General features: G+C 33.4%; 14 protein-coding genes. 11 read left to right on the top strand and 3 right to left on the bottom strand.

Annotated elements, in window-relative coordinates:
* Window positions 1-6: 6 nt before the first annotated feature.
* From EXIGUO8A_RS09160 to EXIGUO8A_RS09190, 7 genes are all read left to right on the top strand, one after another.
* Window positions 7-699, top strand: a complete 693-nt coding sequence (locus EXIGUO8A_RS09160) for a 4'-phosphopantetheinyl transferase family protein (protein ID WP_159302886.1) — start codon at window positions 7-9, stop codon at window positions 697-699.
* Between the two features lie 202 nt (window positions 700-901).
* Window positions 902-1690 (top strand): polysaccharide biosynthesis/export family protein, encoded by a 789-nt coding sequence (locus EXIGUO8A_RS09165; RefSeq protein WP_159302887.1) that lies wholly within the window; start codon window positions 902-904, stop codon window positions 1688-1690.
* Window positions 1691-1768: 78 nt separating this feature from the next.
* Window positions 1769-4087 carry a GumC family protein gene (locus tag EXIGUO8A_RS09170; protein WP_159302888.1) on the top strand — a complete coding sequence of 773 codons (2319 nt, stop codon included), beginning with the start codon at window positions 1769-1771 and terminating at the stop codon, window positions 4085-4087.
* A 50-nt stretch (window positions 4088-4137) separates the two neighbouring features.
* Window positions 4138-5400: a hypothetical protein gene (locus tag EXIGUO8A_RS09175; RefSeq protein WP_159302889.1), complete on the top strand. Its 1263-nt coding sequence runs from the start codon at window positions 4138-4140 to the stop codon at window positions 5398-5400.
* Window positions 5400-6767 (top strand): lipopolysaccharide biosynthesis protein, encoded by a 1368-nt coding sequence (locus EXIGUO8A_RS09180; protein ID WP_159302890.1) that lies wholly within the window; start codon window positions 5400-5402, stop codon window positions 6765-6767. Before EXIGUO8A_RS09175 ends, EXIGUO8A_RS09180 begins: the two co-directional genes overlap by 1 nt.
* A gap of 22 nt (window positions 6768-6789) precedes the next feature.
* Window positions 6790-7677: a glycosyltransferase family 2 protein gene (locus EXIGUO8A_RS09185; RefSeq protein ID WP_262885581.1), complete on the top strand. Its 888-nt coding sequence runs from the start codon at window positions 6790-6792 to the stop codon at window positions 7675-7677.
* A complete protein-coding gene (locus EXIGUO8A_RS09190) occupies window positions 7674-8609 on the top strand; it encodes a nucleotide-diphospho-sugar transferase (RefSeq protein WP_159302892.1) in 936 nt (311 codons plus the stop codon). Before EXIGUO8A_RS09185 ends, EXIGUO8A_RS09190 begins: the two co-directional genes overlap by 4 nt.
* Before the next feature lie 27 nt (window positions 8610-8636).
* On the opposite strand, the gene EXIGUO8A_RS09195 is transcribed toward EXIGUO8A_RS09190, so the two are convergent.
* Window positions 8637-10058: a right-handed parallel beta-helix repeat-containing protein gene (locus EXIGUO8A_RS09195; RefSeq protein ID WP_159302893.1), complete on the bottom strand. Its 1422-nt coding sequence runs from the start codon at window positions 10056-10058 to the stop codon at window positions 8637-8639.
* 471 nt (window positions 10059-10529) lie between these two features.
* On the opposite strand from EXIGUO8A_RS09195, the gene EXIGUO8A_RS09200 reads away from it, so the two are divergent.
* The 4 genes from EXIGUO8A_RS09200 to EXIGUO8A_RS09215 all read left to right on the top strand — a co-directional run bounded on the left by EXIGUO8A_RS09200 (window position 10530) and on the right by EXIGUO8A_RS09215 (window position 15268).
* The gene (locus EXIGUO8A_RS09200; protein WP_159302894.1) at window positions 10530-11291 is read left to right on the top strand and encodes a WecB/TagA/CpsF family glycosyltransferase; all 762 of its coding nucleotides are present in this window, start codon (window positions 10530-10532) and stop codon (window positions 11289-11291) included.
* Window positions 11292-11699: 408 nt separating this feature from the next.
* Window positions 11700-12185, top strand: coding sequence for a T9SS type A sorting domain-containing protein (locus EXIGUO8A_RS09205; protein WP_159302895.1), 486 nt, complete (start codon window positions 11700-11702; stop codon window positions 12183-12185).
* Window positions 12186-12923, top strand: a complete 738-nt coding sequence (locus tag EXIGUO8A_RS09210) for a hypothetical protein (protein ID WP_159302896.1) — start codon at window positions 12186-12188, stop codon at window positions 12921-12923.
* Window positions 12920-15268 carry a FlgD immunoglobulin-like domain containing protein gene (locus EXIGUO8A_RS09215; RefSeq protein WP_159302897.1) on the top strand — a complete coding sequence of 783 codons (2349 nt, stop codon included), beginning with the start codon at window positions 12920-12922 and terminating at the stop codon, window positions 15266-15268. The genes EXIGUO8A_RS09210 and EXIGUO8A_RS09215 overlap by 4 nt, the downstream gene beginning before the upstream one ends.
* A gap of 24 nt (window positions 15269-15292) precedes the next feature.
* Here EXIGUO8A_RS09215 and EXIGUO8A_RS09220 read toward each other — a convergent pair whose 3' ends face one another.
* Entirely contained in the window at window positions 15293-16312 is a 1020-nt protein-coding gene (locus EXIGUO8A_RS09220) for an acyltransferase family protein (protein WP_159302898.1), read from the bottom strand.
* 90 nt (window positions 16313-16402) lie between these two features.
* A complete protein-coding gene (locus EXIGUO8A_RS09225; protein WP_159302899.1) occupies window positions 16403-17452 on the bottom strand; it encodes a sugar-transfer associated ATP-grasp domain-containing protein in 1050 nt (349 codons plus the stop codon).
* Between the last annotated feature and the right edge of the window lie 3 nt (window positions 17453-17455).

Here is a 17455-nt window from a genome sequence, read left to right on the forward strand (position 1 = left end):
ATTTAGATGACACATCTTTTATGTACTAACTTAATAGATTCCGACAATGAAAACTTCTTTACCCTTGCGGAAAAGAAGTTTTCTAATGGGTTTATGTCTAAATATTCTAAGTACAAACGATGGCAAGATGCTAAATCTACTATTTTGGGTAGGTTGTTGCTTGCTTACGGTTTGCAACATATTTATGATGTTGCTATTGAGGATGTTAAAATCGGTTATTCCAAAGATAAAAAGCCTTTTTTAGAACATTCCAACATTCAATTTAATATATCCCATTCTAATGAATTCATTGTTTGCGCCTTTACAACTACGGGAGATATTGGTGTTGATGTTGAAAAGGTAAACGAGGTTGACGTAAATGATTTTAAAGATCAATTCTCAAGATCAGAATATGAGAACATTCTTTCTTCTAAAAATGTACAGGAATGTTTCTATGATTACTGGACACAAAAAGAAGCTGTTTTAAAGGCTTTTGGTACCGGTTTACATATAGCCTTAGATGCTATTGAAATTATCGATAATACCTCAAAAATAGAAAATAGGGTATTTTATTTGGAAGAAATTAGTCTTACCGATCACTATAAATGCCATGTTGCGACCGAATATTTACGCCAAGGTTCAAGAGCTGAAGTCAATCATTTATCTCCTGTTGAAATAATCCATTTTTTATCCGCCAATAGCTTTAAAACAATGGGCTGAATAGCATTTGCAGTTATTAAATACGATAAAGTGCTTACTTTCTTTCGAAATTTTCCTTTCAGAAAGCCCCAAATGCCCGCTTTTCCTTAATTACGACGATTATATAAATGCAGATGTCGGAATTAATGTAGTTCAATTTTTTGTTTCAATTAATTTTGATGTTCACCATGTACAGTAACTATAAGCTGCAAACAATTAATTTATGAAAACTAATTTTTCCCCAATTAATCTAAACAAAACCAAATCATACGTATTAAAATTTTCGTTTTTACTAGTAGTGGCATTACAAATGACTTCATGCGGTAGTGCTAAAAAGTCATCTTATTTTAATGAAGTAGGTAATAATACATTCGCATCGTACTACGAACCGTTAGAGCCAATTTTACAGAAGAACGATTTACTAAGTATCAATATTACCAGTTTAAACGCTGAGGTTACTGAAATGTTCAATATTGCAAATAATGTCGGCGGTATTCAAACTCCTGGTTATTTAATTGATCAAGACGGATTTATAAGATTTCCTGTGTTGGGTAAAATTGCGGTAGCTGGTTTAACTAAAAAAGAATTGAGGGAATACATTAGAGAAGAACTAATTTCTAAAAGGTTGTTGATGGAGCCCATTGTAGATATCCGTTTTATGAACTTTAAGGTTTCCGTTTTAGGGGAAGTTAATCAACCGGCTGTATTTACTATTCCCAATGAAAAAGTAACACTTCTAGAAGCTTTGGGTATGGCAGGTGACATGACCATTTATGCGCAAAGAAATAACGTTCTGTTAATAAGCGAAGAAGATGGTATTAAGAGTACCAAAAGAATTGATCTTACTTCAGATGAATTATTTACTTCTCCAAACTACTACCTGAAACCAAATGATATTGTTTATGTACAGCCAAACGATAGAAAGGTTAGAAACACATCTAACGCTACTCAGTGGTTTTCAGTAATACTAGGTTCTTTATCATTGGCCGTAATATCTATCGCTAGTTTCTAAGTACATTCTTATAACATAAAATTCCAGAGCTATAGGCTATTCGTAACCAGGCTTATTTATCATATAAAATTGAATACAATGACTGAAAAGGAATATTTTGACTCAAGGCTATTTTCTAACGATAATGAAGAGAATTTTGATTTGAAGGCATTGTTGGGCAAATACTTAAAATCTTGGAAATTGTTCCTTGTGTTTATGGTGATTTTTATTGGCTTGGCAGCTCTTGCCTTGCTATTTATTAACTCTTCGTATGAAGTTTCCAGTAAAATTTTACTTAAGAACGAGACTTCTAACATAGATGCTTCGGGTAATAATTTGGTTAGTAATAATCCATTTAGCAATTCTGAAAGGGTAAATAATGAAATTGAAGTTCTTACTTCTGTTCAATTAATGCGTTCTGTATTAGATAGCTTATCCTTACAATGCAAATTTATAGCTCCTGGTAGTTTTCCAGAAACAGAATTATACGGCTCTGAATTGCCGTTTAAGGTCATTGTAGATACAATTTATCCAAGTGCTTATGATACTGCAATCAAAATTAAGGTAGAAGGTAAAGACAGCTTCAGTATATTAGAAGAGTTTGAAGGTTCTTCAAGTGAAGCGGGATCTATGAGTTCAGCGTATGGTTATAATAGATATAATTATGGGTACAAAATTGAAAAACCGTATGGAACCTTTCAAATTGTAGCCAATGAAAAATCGAGCGTTAAGGAAACTGAATTTTTGGTAGAGTTTAGGGATATAGATGAAATGGCACATGATTATGTAAAAAAAGCTTTAAGTGTGTACGTCATCAACAAAGATGCCTCTGTTATTAATATTCTGTTGGAAGAGCAAAACCCAGAGAAAGGGGAGGATATCATAAATACCTTGGTTGAAATTTATGGTATAAAGGCATACCAAAAGAAAAATGCCATTGCCTTAAACAATGTCAAGTTTATTGATGAACGTTTAAATGCCTTATCCGTTGAACTTAGTGAAGTGGAAAAGAACGTTGCCCAATTTAAAACGGAAAATGAGTTAGCTAACGTAGAGTTTGATGCAAATTCATTTTCAGAACAAGAAATAGATTATAGCAGAAAATTGACCGAAGCTGAAATTGAGTTAAAAGTATTAAGTGCTATAGACCGTAATTTAAGAAAAGGCGATAATGGATCTACCTTAAATTCTTTGAGTGTCTCAAGTCCTAATCTAATTTATTTAATAGATAATTATAATAGATTACAGATAGAGCGAAAGAGTTTACAAAGAACCGTACCCGAGAATAACCCTAGAATGATCGATATTAGAGATCAATTGGAACAATTAAAGGGGAATATACTTGGTAGCCTTTCTACATCTAGACAAAGTTTAAGAAGTACTATTGGTAGTATTAGAAGTAGGTCCAATCAATTTGCGGCTAAAAAGCAAAGAATACCTTCAATGCAAAGGCAATTGTTAGAAATTAGTAGGGAGCAGGGTATTAAAGAAAATTTGTTCTTATACCTACTTCAGAAGAGAGAAGAAGCAGCATTAATGGTTGGTGTAAGGCAAGATAATTTTGATGTTATAGATAAGGCTATTACAGATTATGAATCAAAAGTACCTAGTAAAAAGTTGTTCATGTTAATCTCCCTATTGCTGGGTCTTGCGGTACCGGTAGGTATTATTCATTTAAAAGACGGACTTAATACTAAAGTCACCGGTAAAAAAGATATTGAAAAAAGAACTAAGGTTCATATTATTGGCGAAATAGGTCATAATTCAACAGGAAAAAATATAATTGACAAAGGCGAAGAATCTAGTGGTTTAGCTCAAGATTTTAGAATGATGCGAATGAATTTAGGTTTTCACCTGCCTAAGAAGAAGATGCAAACATTATTGGTTTCTTCTGTACAAAAAGGAGAGGGAAAAACCTTTTTCTCTTCTAACATTGGTGTGGCACTGGCATCGTCAAGTTCAAAAGTGGTGATTTTGGAACTGGATAAACACAATCCGGAATTGTTAGGAGCATTGGGCGTAAACAAACCGGAATATGGAATTTCAAATTATCTAGCTGCAGGTACTAATGCTATCAATATAAGCGACCTACTGGTTCCCGTTAGTGGTAATGCTAATTTGTTTGCCATAGGATTGGGCTCGGAAAAGGTTGACGGACTTGAATCATTTAACTCGGTGCAAATGGCTCAGCTTATGGAGCAGTTAAGAAATGACTTCGATTACATTGTAATTGATTCTGCACCCATTGGTACAATGGCAGACACGCTTGCCCTTTCTAAATATTCTGATAGCTGTGTGTTCATAGTTCGTGAGAGTTATACCGGTTTAGAAGATTTAGCGGTAATAGAAGATGCTAGGGTTAATAAGAAATTCAAAAATCCTATGGTTGTTTTTAATGATGTTGCAAACAAGAAATAGGGGAAACTGATTTAACACCCACAAGAATTAGAATTAAGTAAAGACCAAAAATGAATATATACTACCTTGTAGTTTTACTTTTCTTGCTGTTTTCTTCTAAAGCCAATTTTTTAGTTGATTATAATTCCGCATGGTTTGGTCTTGAGGTTTTTATGATAATCGTTGCCTTTAAATTGAAAAAGGTGAAAAAGCGCGATGTTCAGCTTTTCTTGACCAGCTTGGTAGTTTACTTTCTGTACATTGCTATTCGATTTAAACTGAATAAACTACCTGCAGACTATTTTACAAGTGATGTATTCTATTTCTTCAAGTTTGTATTCACGGCATATTTATTCTGTGTTATACTACGAGAAAAAGCTTTGTATTATATAGTAAAGGTAATATCGCACTTAGCTTTTGTATCTCTAGTGTTCTACAGCTTACAAATGTTTCAAAATGGTGCAATTGTAAAGGCCATTGGTACTACGTTCGAAAGTTTAACGGTAGATGATCAATCTTTTCGGTACACCAATTTTATCTTTTTCACTTTTGACGACATTCACTACTATAGAAATTCTGGTTTTTGTTGGGAACCCGGTGCCTTTGGTTCGTTTTTGACTTTGGCATTGATGTTCAATTTTTTCATTAATGACTTTAAACTGAATAAAGAAGCGCTGATCATTACATTGGCAATTTTAACAACGGTATCTACAACGGCATACTTAGGGGTTTTTCTATTGTTTTTTCTTCGTTATCGAGTATTGAATAAGGGTAGTAAAATTACCATAGTTATGTTCGCCCTCATTTTTGCATTGGCCATACCAAACGTGCCGTTCTTAGGGGAAAAGATTGTTGAAATATATGAACAAGATATACAAGATTTAAAGGAATTAGAGCAATTATCCGTGTACTATGAAGATGTGGAAAGGCAAATTCCATTAAACCGATTTGCCAGTGTCATATTTCTGTACGAACAATTCAATTGGAAACTATTTTTAGGTGTTAGTAATCAATATGACGAATTTTATATTGATGAGTACAATGTCAATATATCTAACGGTATTATGGACTTTCTAACTAAATTTGGTGTTGTTGGTCTTTTTGTATTGCTCTATCGTTATGGTAAACTTTGTAAAACCTACTTGAGAAAAATGGAGTATGTCTGCTATTCAATTTTAATTTTACTGATTCTAAGCTTTGGTGAGCCCATTTTAATGTTGCCTATTTGTGTCATATTTATGTTTCTACCAACATTTAAGAATAAAGATTTTTCAGCTTTGTCATTTGAGTATAGAGTAAAGTATCTACAATCACAAAGACCCCATACTATATAATGATCAAAAAGTTTAATTCCATAAGGGTAATCATTCAATCTTATTTTCAAGGAAATTCTAGAACCAATCTATTGGTCAAGAATGTTTTTTCGTCTTTGGTATTAAGAGGTTTGGGTACTGCAATAAACTTCTTGTTTGTTCCATTGGTCATAAATTTTGTGAATGCTGAACGCTATGGTATATGGCTAACACTAAGTTCGGTTTTAACTTGGTTTACGCTGTTGGATATTGGCTTTGGTAACGGATTACGAAATAAATTTTCTGAGGCGGTAGCACTCAATGATATTAAAGAACAAAGAAAACTGGTGCATACCACTGCTGCCGTTTTAATTTTGATTTCCACTATAATCTTTTCGCTCAATATTATTTTTACCGATCAAATTCACTGGGATGAATTTTTGGGCGTTGATGTTTCGTATAGGGAAGAACTGCAACAGCTGGTGTTTTTATTGATTTCATTCTTTAGTTTGCAATTTATATTCCAAATTTATAATCCAATACAGTACGCATTGCAGAAACCGGCGATGATAGCGAGAACTATTTTAGTAGGTAATGCGTTAGGACTCATCGGAATATTGTATTTAAGGGAGTTTTCAGAACCTTCGTTAATTAATTTAGGGGCTGTGGTCATGGGTAGTAATGTACTTTCTATCTTTTGCTTCACGGCATATTTTTTCATTTTTCAAAGACCTGATCTTATTCGTAAAATTGAAAAGCCCACTATGGATACTTTAGGGTCTATCTTTTCATTGGGGATTAAATTTTTCTTTTTGAATATTGCGTATATGGTGCAATTTCAAACCAGTAATTTTTTGATCAGTAAATACTTTACGCCCGAAAAAGTTACCGAGTTCAATATCGCATTTAAGCTCTTTAGTGTAGCATCTTTGGTCTTCGGTATTATTTTGAGTCCGGTGTGGAGTTCGGTAACCAATGCACAGGTGAATAATGATTATGCCTGGATCAGAAAACTGATCAAAAAACTTTTATTGATTTGGACCGTAATTGCAATAGGGAGTATTATAGTTTTAATGATCGCACCTACCATTTATAATTTATGGATCGGTGATGTTATCAATATTCCTTTTATTACATCTTTTGGTGTATTGTTGATTGTACTATCCAATTGCTTTTCAGAAATATTTATAAGTGTTCTTAATGGTATGGGCAAGGTGAATTTACAGTTTTACATTTCCATATTTGTAATCCTGTTTTTTGTGCCTATAGCCTACTTGTTGTCTGTGCAGTTAGAGTATGGCATTTTTGGTATCTGTATGGCCATTGTAATTACGAATGTAAACGGACTTTTGGTGGCGCCCTATCAGGTGTATATGGAAATGAGAAAGAATAAAAAACTATCGGTTTAAAAGTTGAAATAGATTAAAGATGATGTCAACTAAAGAGAAAAAATTAATAACGGTTTTGCTTACGTGCCATAATCGTAAGATGAAAACATATAGTTGTTTAGAAGCGCTTTTAAACTGCGATTTTGATCATGATAGTTACTATTTAAAGATTTACTTGGTAGATGATGGTAGTACAGATGGTACTACGGAGTATTTACAGGGTAATTTTAAGAACCTTCATATTATACAGGGGTCAGGTAGTTTGTTTTGGGCAGGCGGTATGCGCACCGCATGGAAGGCCGCTCGTGATAACGACAGGCATTCCGATTACTATTTATTGCTGAATGATGATACCATAGTTTTTAAAGACACTTTAACCAGGTTACTAAATGATCTTGACGACGTAAATGAACCCAAAAGTATTATAGTTGGGCCTACGTTAGACCCGGATACTAAAAAGGTTTCCTATGGCGGACATAGAATTTTGAACAAATTATCGTTTAAAAGTGAGATGGTTTTGCCAAATGAAGAATTTCCGCAGAAATGCGAAATGGGTAATGCCAATATTATGCTCGTGCCAAATGAAGTGTATGAAGAAATAGGGTCTTTAACGGAAACCTATACACATGGCATTGCAGATTTTGATTACACCCTAAAGGCGTTGGACAATGGTATTCTAACCTATGTAGCCAGTGCTTATTGCGGATATTGTAAAAATGATCATGGGGTAAATTGGTTGAGCCAAAAAAGTAATCTAAAAGAAAGAATAGCATACTTATATAGCCCTACGGGATTATCGTATAAAGAATATTTACAATTTATTAAAGCCCATTTTCCGTTTCATTTACCACAAGCTTTTCTATTGTTGTGGGGTAAAACGTTGTTCCCCATTATCTGGCAATTATTTAAAAATGAAGACTATTTAAAATGAAAAAGGAAAATCCACAAGCTCCGGTACTATTCATCATTTTTAATAGACCCGAACAGACCCGAAAGGTCTTCGAGATGATTAAAAAAGCACGGCCCACAAAATTATACGTCGCTGCAGATGGTCCGCGAAATAATGGCAAAGATGATGTAAGATGTAAAGAAACCAGGGCTATTATAGATTTGGTCGATTGGGAATGTGAAGTTAAAACCCTTTTTAGAGAAGAGAATATTGGCTGTGGGCTAGGACCCAAAACAGCAATTGATTGGTTTTTTGAAAACGAGGAAGAAGGTATTATTTTAGAAGATGACTGCCTGCCTTCAGAAAGCTTTTTTAGATTCTGTTCAGAGTTATTGGAAAAATATAGAGATAATAGCCAGATAATGCACATTGGCGGTTCAAATTTCCAGAATGGCTATGTGTCAGATTCAGATTATTCGTATTACTTCTCGTACTTTAGTCATGAGTGGGGCTGGGCAAGTTGGCGTAGGGCTTGGAAAAACTATGACTACAACTGTTCAAGTTACCCGGAACTAAAGGAGAAAGGTTATTTTGACCACTACTTTTCAAACTTCATTGAAAAGAAATATAGGCTAAGTAAAATTGAAAAAACGATCAATTCCAAAGAAGTCACTTGGTGGGATTATCAGTGGGATTATACCAAACTGGTCAACTCAGGCTTGTCTATTATACCAAATCAAAATATGATCAAAAATGTTGGGTTTGGTGATGATGCAACGCATACCATAAGTGCCAATGATGCAAGGCAATACAATGAAGCACAGGAAATGGATTTCCCATTGGCGCACCCGAAATTTATTATAAGGGACATAAAGGCAGATAGAAGGTACTTTAAATATTTCTTTAAAGACACCATTGTAAAGAGGAAACTATTTGGCTTTTTAAGAATTAAAGGGTATTCTACAGAAGGGTAAGTTTTTGTAATTCTAGCGACACTAATTTTAATCGTCGGTAGGGCAATTGAAATTTAGTACTATAGGATTTCTTGGTTCAAAATCAACATCGGTTCTAAAATCTATTACGTCAAAGTTATGTTCTGGCCAAACAATGTTCGTTGGGTTGCATGAATTGTATACAATACAGTCATTTATAGTATTACCACCGGTATTTGCCGTAGTTCCAAAAGCGGCGAATATTAAGGAGTTGGATGTCGATTTACCTCTATTTTGACCTAAATCACCACATATGATCTGCTTTGCCCGTATTCTGGTGAAAGATACATTTTTAGAACCTTCTACCGAAGAGACCACACCATTGCCCATTTCTAAAAAATCTACATCTTCTACAAGTCCGCCATAACCACCTCGTGCACCTTCGGTATTTTGGTCTTCAAACAATACGCCAACACCGGTAGGGCTGTTATTGCCTACGATCAATCCTTTTTTAATCTGTTGCCCGCCACTTTTATAGACACTTATATTGTCTTCGGTCCATGCAACTTCACGGTCATTGATTACAGAGAAATTCTCTAAAAGTCCGCCATCACATTTATCATACTGTACCAACTGCCCTCGTGGAAAAGGGCCTCTCATGTTATGGCCTTCAATATATCTTAAGACCGAATCATCACACTGGTTTAGCCTAATACCCGTAGAACCATCTTCTAACTTTACATTGGCTATAACAATGTTCTGTGAGCCTATTCCTTCAATACAGTTTCTTTCCGAATCTTCTAATGGGCCGCTAGATGGTGCATTGGTATATTTTATATAACAGTTCTTTATGGTCAGGTTATCTGCGCTGGTAAATTTTATCCCCATAAAGGCTCCGGTATATTCAATAATACAGTTGGTTATGACGACACCCGAGTGGTTATTGATTTCAATACCATGCTGGTTCGATGTTCTTATGTATAAGTTTTCTATACGTTGGTTATTGGCAGTTACTATAACAGGGCCAGAATCCTCAAGATTGTCGGTGCAAATAGTACCCACAATGCTTGGCACAACCTTATAAGCGGTAGCAATACCATTCTCTGCAGTAACGGTATAGGTAATTTCATGACTAAAATCTTGTTCCGATTTTGATATTGGACTCACCGTTGATCCCGAGGTTAATGTAATGGTAGGTATTAATTGTTCAATGGCTATTTGAATAGGATCTAACTCTACGCGTATGGTTTTAGTTTCTTCGTCTAGGGTACCGTTAATATTGGTAGTTAAGCCCTCATTATCTGTAGAGAGAAAACTAAAACTGGTTATTTTTGCATTTGAGTTGGCTGTAGGTTCTTCGGGCGGTATATTAGTTGTCTGATCATCTTCAAAATTATCTTTTTCAGAAGCACAGGATCCTAAAGGTAGAATGTAGCAGATAATCGTAACATAAAATAGAAATGTGGCGCTGTTTAAGGTAGGTCTTTTCATAATACATTAGTTCGTCATTAATGTCTTGATCAATGAACGCCATTATAATTTTTAAAAGCGTTGATCTATCATTTGTAAACGTTATTCTGCATATGATTTGGGGGAATATGAACAGAATACGAATTAAAAAGCTCTTATGTGTTAATTCTTAATGGATTAAGAATGCTAAGATAAATTTTAAAATGTAAAGTTTCATTCTAAAGAAGTTTAATAAAAGTTAAAAATTACCGCGGTTTATTAGCTTACAAAATTTTGTAGAATTGTACTACAAGGTTATTTGTGAAAATCTTATATCACGTAATATCATATGCTTTAACCTGCGCTATAACTATATTTCTCTACACGTTAACAGAAGTAATCTGTGGTTGAAGGTCAAATAAATATATTTGTCTGAACAACCATTAACCCCCGATACAATTATAATTGTTTAGGATTTACAAAATTATAATTACGGCTTTTTAGATATTTATGATGATTACTGAAGTTGACCCAAAGGTGTTATGCCTTGGTTACCCGATCTACAATTCTTCGCTAGACGATTTACCATTTAAATCTAAATTATTAGTAAATACCATTAATCAATATTCTTATTGTATAGCAGAGGAGGATATTGAATTTAAAAAAGCCTTGTTGGGTAGCGATGTCATTCTACCGGACGGTATTGGTATTACATTGGCAGCAAAATGGTTAAATGGAGATTCATTGAAAAAAATTGCGGGTGCAGATTTTCACGAGTTTCAATTAAAACGCTTAAATGAAAACCATGGCTCTTGTTTTTATTTAGGTGCCAGTAGTGAAACATTGTCCAAAATAGAGAAACGACTACAGATCGATTATCCAAATATTAGATTTGGTAGTTATGCTCCACCATTTAAACCGCAATTCACCGAAAAAGACAGTTTAAATATGATTGAGGCGGTCAATAATTTTGCTCCAGATGTGTTGTTTGTAGGTATGACTGCCCCTAAACAAGAAAAATGGACTTACACCAACAAAGCCGAACTTAATGCTCAAATCATATGCTCAATTGGTGCTGTATTCGACTTTTATGCAGGTACCATAGAAAGACCAAGTAAGGTATGGAGAGATTTGGGCCTAGAGTGGTTGGGCCGTTTAATAAAAGAACCCAAACGTATGTATAAGAGGTATATTTACTATGGTTTAATATATGTAAAGTGTATTATGAAAGCTAAATTTTATCCAACATACAGGGTTAATAGAGAAGTAAGGTAATTTTATGGTATTTTGATAATAACAGTTTTTTCTATTAAATTTTAGTAATTGAATTTAAGGGAAACTATATAGCTATTATTCTTACGCCTATTACATGTTGTTATTTTAATAAGGGTCTAATTCGCGATTCACTATTAAAATGTTCTTACATTAAAATAATGTCCATTTTTCTTACTGCATTTTATTCTAATTATAAATTTAATTTTGAATTTTCAATACTTTTTTGGCTATAAAACAGCAAGAATGAGAATAGTTCATTTCTAAAACATCTTTTATAACTTTTATAACGTATGTTTTAAACTAAGTTTAATTCTTTTGCGTTTATCGAATAGAAATTAACCAAGTAAATCATGTTTCTATTCGGCTTATTATTAACTATTTAAGCAGGTTAGGTTTTTGTCAATTTAAATGAAATTTTTAGTATCTGCTTTTTTGTTGCTCTTGTTTTGCCCCTTATATGGTCAAAATAGCGAGGTTGTAAATGATAATATATCTGTAAACTCTGGCGGTGGTAACGTTACTGGTGTAATTGGTAATTATTCTTATTCAATTGGTCAACTATTTTTCACCCCCATTGTTGATAAAGTAAATCAAATAGAATTAGGAGTTCAGTATAATTTAGAAAATGAAATACCATTTTTAGAAGACGATAAAAGGGAGCTTCTTGTTTATCCAAATCCGGTTGAAGATGTTCTAAAAGTAAGTTATACTTCTAATGATAATGATTATTTGACATTTAACATATTCGAATTGGGCGGTAAATCAATACTTTCAGGAGATATTAAGAATAATTATACTGAAATAAATCTAGAGTTTTTAATAGAAGGAATGTATGTTTTTGTGGTTTTACAAAACAACAGAATTATTGATTCTGTCAAAATAATTAAGAAATAAATGAAAGTATATATAGCCATATTAGTATTCTGTATGAGCCATTTTATTTCGTTTGCTCAGTTTAATGAAAAAATTAGCTACCAAGCTGTTATTAGAAGTGTTGAAGGTGAAATTTTGGTAAAATCACCGGTTGGTGTTAAAATAGCTATTGTTCATCAAGACACAAATGGTTCTCGGGTTTATGAAGAAACTCATGCCTTGGTAACCAATGAAAATGGCTTGGTTACCATGCAAATTGGCGCGGGCAATGTATTATTGGGCAATTTCTCTACTATTGAATGGTCGAATGGTCCTTTTTATATAGAAACACAAATGGATTTAACCGGGGGAACAGATTATTCCATAACAGGTTTAACAGAGCTTTTAAGTGTGCCCTATGCCCTATATGCTAAAACTGCAGGTGCTGTTGCTTCAACAAATAGTAATTATCAAAATAACGCAGATATTGTTTCATTCGAAAATAATAGAAATATTAATGAAAATGATATCAATAATACTATTGAATGTACGCAAACGGCTAGTTTAATTTTAATTTCAAATTTTAATAGTATGGCTATAGGCGAAGTTATTAACCTTGAAGCTCATAATGGTGCAGTACTTTCAATACAAGCTATGGATGGAGTTGAATTAAACTATACTGATGGGGGTAGTGCTACCTTTATAAGTAATCTTGGTAATGTGCGTTTTGGTATGTTGCGCAAAATTGCTGAAAATTCTTATATCGTTTCTGGACAATGAAATTATTCTATTACTTCCTTTTTTTGACATTGAGTCTTAGCGCTCAGAATTATCATTATGCAGTTGATAATAAAGCTACTCAAGAAGTAGAGTTTTATTTGGAAGAAAAGGCAAGAACTAGTGCGGGTGTTTATAATGGCGACGTATTGTTAAGAACCTTATGGAGCAATGTTGAAAAGGATAAAGGAATACATACCATAGAATGGGATGGTTTAGATGATGAAGGTATACCCGTTTCTTCTGGAAATTATACTATTAAAGTGCTTTCTAACAATGTTAAATATGAATGGGAAGGTGCAAAAATTGGAAATACGTCTAAAAATTTAACCGGAGTAAATAGATATCACGGATTAAGTGGTTTCTTTAAATTTATAGTTCATGGAGAAAAAATTTATTGGTCTAATGGCTATAATGAACAGCGAACTGCGGCATATACTTCAGAGTTAAGCGATCCACAAGTAACCACTGCTGTTTTGGAAAAAGGAGCTATAGTTAAATATATTGCTACAGGAGAAGATAAAGTATTTTGGAGTGGGCATGATGTTAAAGCAAATAAATCATTTGTATTTGTTACCGATCAGAGTAACAACGAAGAATATATTTTTGATAAAGCAATACCATATGAGGTCACGTATTCTAGAACATATGAATCTACTTTAGATTTAATTGAGGGAACTAACTCATACATAACCGGTTTGGCTTATTATAATGGTTACTTGTTTATTGCAAGACAGCTTTTAAACTCAATTCAAGTTCTTAATTTATCAGAAGGGGGAGAACTAGTCCATTCTATTGAATCAGTTAACGCGCCTAGAGAATTGACAACAGATGATAAGGGAAATCTTTGGTTAATTTCAGATGAATCAACTGTTGCTAAATACGTTATACAAGAAAATGGTCAATTAGAAAAGACCAATTTGAGTCTTTCGTCATTAGATGAGCCTTTGACATTGGGCTTCAATAAAAAAGATAACATTCTAGGCGTGTGTGACGGAGGTGCGTATCAGCAAATTCGATTTTTTAATGCTGATAATGGTGCGGAAGATACACCGTTTGGAGAACTGGGAGGTTATGCAAATGGACCAAAAGTTTCTAATAACAAATTTTATTTTTCAGACTCAAAGTCTAAAGATTTCAATGCAGATATATATACGCCCCAGTATAATCATGCATCATTGGCTTTTGAAAATGATGGTTCGTTTTGGGTATTGGATACCGGAAACAACAGAATGATGAAATATGATAGTAATCGAAACTTCCAAGAAAAAATTCAATATACTCCAGATTGGCTTATGATGTCTATCGATAAAAACAATAGTTCAAAATTATTTGTTGATTTTTTGGAATATGAAATAGATTATTCACAAGAAGATGTTGGTGAAAGTTGGTCTTTAAAAAATAATTGGGGCTTCTCAATACAAGATGAATATAATAACTCATTCGGCCGAATTAGAGAACCCGTAACTTTATCTAATGGAAAAACCTACTTTCTACTTACTGAAGGGAATAATTTTGTCGTGGCTGAATTAACAGAGAGTGGAATAAGAATTACCGATAAGGTTTTAGATGGCTTCAACTGGGTCTGGTTAGAAGATGGGGCATTAGTTTATGTTAACCCAGCAGAATTGCACGGTAATGTTATTTGGGAGAAATATGAATTAAATGGTTTTGATAACAATAACGACCCTATTTTTTTAGGTGGTTCACTTTTAGCTAAAAGAACTAACATTTTAGCTAATGAACCACTTTTTCGATATGGTAGTTCCTTAAGTGTTGCAATTTTAGATGATTATAAACTTCTTACTTTTGATGCTCGACCTGAGGAGAATAATATGGGAGCTGGCTATCATTTAGGGTTATTAAATACGAATGATAATACTTGGATATTTAAAACGTCTAAAGCTACGGGAAAGGACTATACTGGTGATTATCCTCTTGATGGACGATTCGATACAGGTAATGACGTCCATAATGCCGGGAGTAAAGCAATGGCATTTGGAAATAATATTGTTTGGGGGTATTATGGGGAATTTTGGAAAGGGGGTTTTCAAACCAACCAATATGCTCATTATTGGGAAAATGGTTTGCTGTTGAATGTTTTCGGTACGAATTGGACAAAAAATGTAAATGGTCTCTCTGTTAGTAGATTAGGCGGTGAGGTATTTATACCTTTTGAAGGTATGGCTGGTAATGCAATAAATCCATATACTGTTTTCAATCCATTAAATTCTGATATTGCCTATTTATATCACCCTGATGAATCTTGGCATGGTGGTATTCATAGATGGAGAATTTCTGATTTAGATAGTGTGAAAGTTGATATACTTTCAATTACTGTCGAATAATTCTATATTTTTTATTGATAAATTTCAACTTTTAATCTTCCACCATCCTTTTTTCATAAATGGTCTTTCTAGAACTGGGAATGCCATCAAACAGAGTAATGTAGTGATAACTACTAATACTAATGCAAGTATTTCCCTATGAGCTATAATAGGTATCAGTAAATGACCTGTTACTGAAATAACTTGAAAATGTATGAGGTAAATAATGTAACATGCCCCGCCAACTATTGTGAAAGAGGTAAAAGACAGGTATTTTAAAAAGTATTTCTGTATTAAAACCCCATATAAAAAAAAGAACAGTAAAATTGGTTGTACAATTTCAATTATTAGTAAGGTTTCATAATGGGCAAGACCAAAAAAAAGTATCAAACATAATAAAGTAATTGTTTGCCCCAATAATTTATAAGAAAAAGAAGATGTTTTTTTTGTTTCCAAAATAGCTATGATAATACCTATGGCAAACCAATGAAAATAGGTAGTTAAAAAAGGCAGTCTATAAAATTGGGAAAAGACAAATGTGCATAAGCCAAGTAACACCCATTTCCAAATAGTATCTTTTGCTAGTAGATATAATAATGGAAGTAATAAATAGAATACAACTTCTATTTCTAAGGACCAAGTGACTACATTAATTAAATTAGTGTCAAAATTACTGGTATATGTTAATACCCGAAATAAGCTATAATTTTTTTCCTGATCAAATCCGTCTCTAAAGCTTAGCAATAAGTAAAATACAATGGTGGTTATTAAAAATGGGGGCTCAATACGCTCTATTCTCCGTATCAAATATTGCTTATAACTAAATTTTTTAGTTTTCAATAACTGTGAAGACAATACAAAACCGGAAATACTAAAAAAGAGGGGAACTCCATAATGCCCTGTAAACCATAAGCTGGATAATGCAGAAGCCTTGTCCATATAGAGCGTAAGAAAGGCATCTACATGAAATATAAGTACCGCTATAATAGCAATAAATCGAAGACCATCTATTTCAGGTCTATACGTACCCTTAGAGACTACTCTTTTAAATAGTTTTAAATACATGTTCTTAAACGTTTTTAAAATTAAGAGATTTCGTATGTGAAAAAATCGTGAAGTTTAATATGGAATCTCAATATAGAGTTGTCACTTTCCTTAATCTATCCACCCCAAATCTTTAAAGCATGGTCCTTGTGTAGCTTCAGAGAATTTTATATCGTTACCATAACCGTTCCATTCCATTAGAACCATTTGAGAATGCTTGTCGATTATTACATCCCATCCTATACATTGCACCATGGGGAGCTTTAAGTGAAGTTTTTTTACTTCTTCTACACATGTTTTAAAGTTGGGTATGGTTTTATCTTTAAATTCAATTTTAGAATCTGGGTGATTGGTAATGGTATACCAATTGGGTAGGTAACCTACTTCTTCTAGTGTGCCTTCTGCTATATCAATGGGTACTCTTATATGAGTTTTGGATGAAATATGTGTATCCCTAGTTCTGCCTAAGCGCAAATAACCTGCTCGTAAAGATGCTGTTCCGGTTTTGTCTATTACAGTTGTTAATCGAATTGTTGCGGTACTGTTGGTTTGAAATTGATTAAAAAAATCATGTTGCTCAATAAATTGTTGTATGGTACCGTTCCCAATATTCTGTATCGTCTTTAAGTTTAAATCTTCTGTATTAAAAACCTTTACGCCTTTTCCTTGAAAAGAGTTATCTGCCTTAAAAACTATTTTATTTGTCTGTTTACCTATTAGTTTTTCTACCTGTGGTGTCGATAATTTTTTGTAGTTATGATCAAACCAATCAGTATTGATAAAATAGGCAATATCAACTAATGTATCAGTTTGAAAAAGTGGTTTGGTAAGGGATTTTAAAAAAGAAACTTTTCCATATTCGCCCTGTAATTTTGGGGTGATTACCACTCTGTAATAATTGTCTGGTATCCATCCTTTTTTAAATTTTCCGCAGATTGCCGTGTACACTAATAACCAAGGTGCGTAACCTTTCCAGCCTAAAGTTTCTTGAGCATATTGCCGTACTTCTTTTTTTAATTGTATAGGTAGTTTTCCTTTTTGTTTTTCAATATGTTTTAAAGCTTTTAATGCTTGTCTGTTAGAGATAAAGTGATACCGACTGTCTAGAAATGACGAGTAATATTTTTTAATGGAATTTTTAATAGGTTCAGTAGGTATCATAGA

Origin of the sequence: Maribacter litoralis (genome assembly GCF_902506355.1) — a bacterium.
Taxonomy (GTDB): Bacteria; Bacteroidota; Bacteroidia; order Flavobacteriales; family Flavobacteriaceae; genus Maribacter; species Maribacter litoralis.

Bases quoted from the DNA above. Each gene is read 5' to 3' on its own strand.
- EXIGUO8A_RS09160 (WP_159302886.1), top strand. From the start codon at position 7: ATGACACATCTTTTATGTACTAACTTAATAGATTCCGACAATGAAAAC.
- EXIGUO8A_RS09165 (WP_159302887.1), top strand. From the start codon at position 902: ATGAAAACTAATTTTTCCCCAATTAATCTAAACAAAACCAAATCATAC.
- EXIGUO8A_RS09170 (WP_159302888.1), top strand. From the start codon at position 1,769: ATGACTGAAAAGGAATATTTTGACTCAAGGCTATTTTCTAACGATAAT.
- EXIGUO8A_RS09175 (WP_159302889.1), top strand. From the start codon at position 4,138: ATGAATATATACTACCTTGTAGTTTTACTTTTCTTGCTGTTTTCTTCT.
- EXIGUO8A_RS09180 (WP_159302890.1), top strand. From the start codon at position 5,400: ATGATCAAAAAGTTTAATTCCATAAGGGTAATCATTCAATCTTATTTT.
- EXIGUO8A_RS09185 (WP_262885581.1), top strand. From the start codon at position 6,790: ATGTCAACTAAAGAGAAAAAATTAATAACGGTTTTGCTTACGTGCCAT.
- EXIGUO8A_RS09190 (WP_159302892.1), top strand. From the start codon at position 7,674: ATGAAAAAGGAAAATCCACAAGCTCCGGTACTATTCATCATTTTTAAT.
- EXIGUO8A_RS09195 (WP_159302893.1), bottom strand. From the start codon at position 10,058: ATGAAAAGACCTACCTTAAACAGCGCCACATTTCTATTTTATGTTACG.
- EXIGUO8A_RS09200 (WP_159302894.1), top strand. From the start codon at position 10,530: ATGATTACTGAAGTTGACCCAAAGGTGTTATGCCTTGGTTACCCGATC.
- EXIGUO8A_RS09205 (WP_159302895.1), top strand. From the start codon at position 11,700: ATGAAATTTTTAGTATCTGCTTTTTTGTTGCTCTTGTTTTGCCCCTTA.
- EXIGUO8A_RS09210 (WP_159302896.1), top strand. From the start codon at position 12,186: ATGAAAGTATATATAGCCATATTAGTATTCTGTATGAGCCATTTTATT.
- EXIGUO8A_RS09215 (WP_159302897.1), top strand. From the start codon at position 12,920: ATGAAATTATTCTATTACTTCCTTTTTTTGACATTGAGTCTTAGCGCT.
- EXIGUO8A_RS09220 (WP_159302898.1), bottom strand. From the start codon at position 16,312: ATGTATTTAAAACTATTTAAAAGAGTAGTCTCTAAGGGTACGTATAGA.
- EXIGUO8A_RS09225 (WP_159302899.1), bottom strand. From the start codon at position 17,452: ATGATACCTACTGAACCTATTAAAAATTCCATTAAAAAATATTACTCG.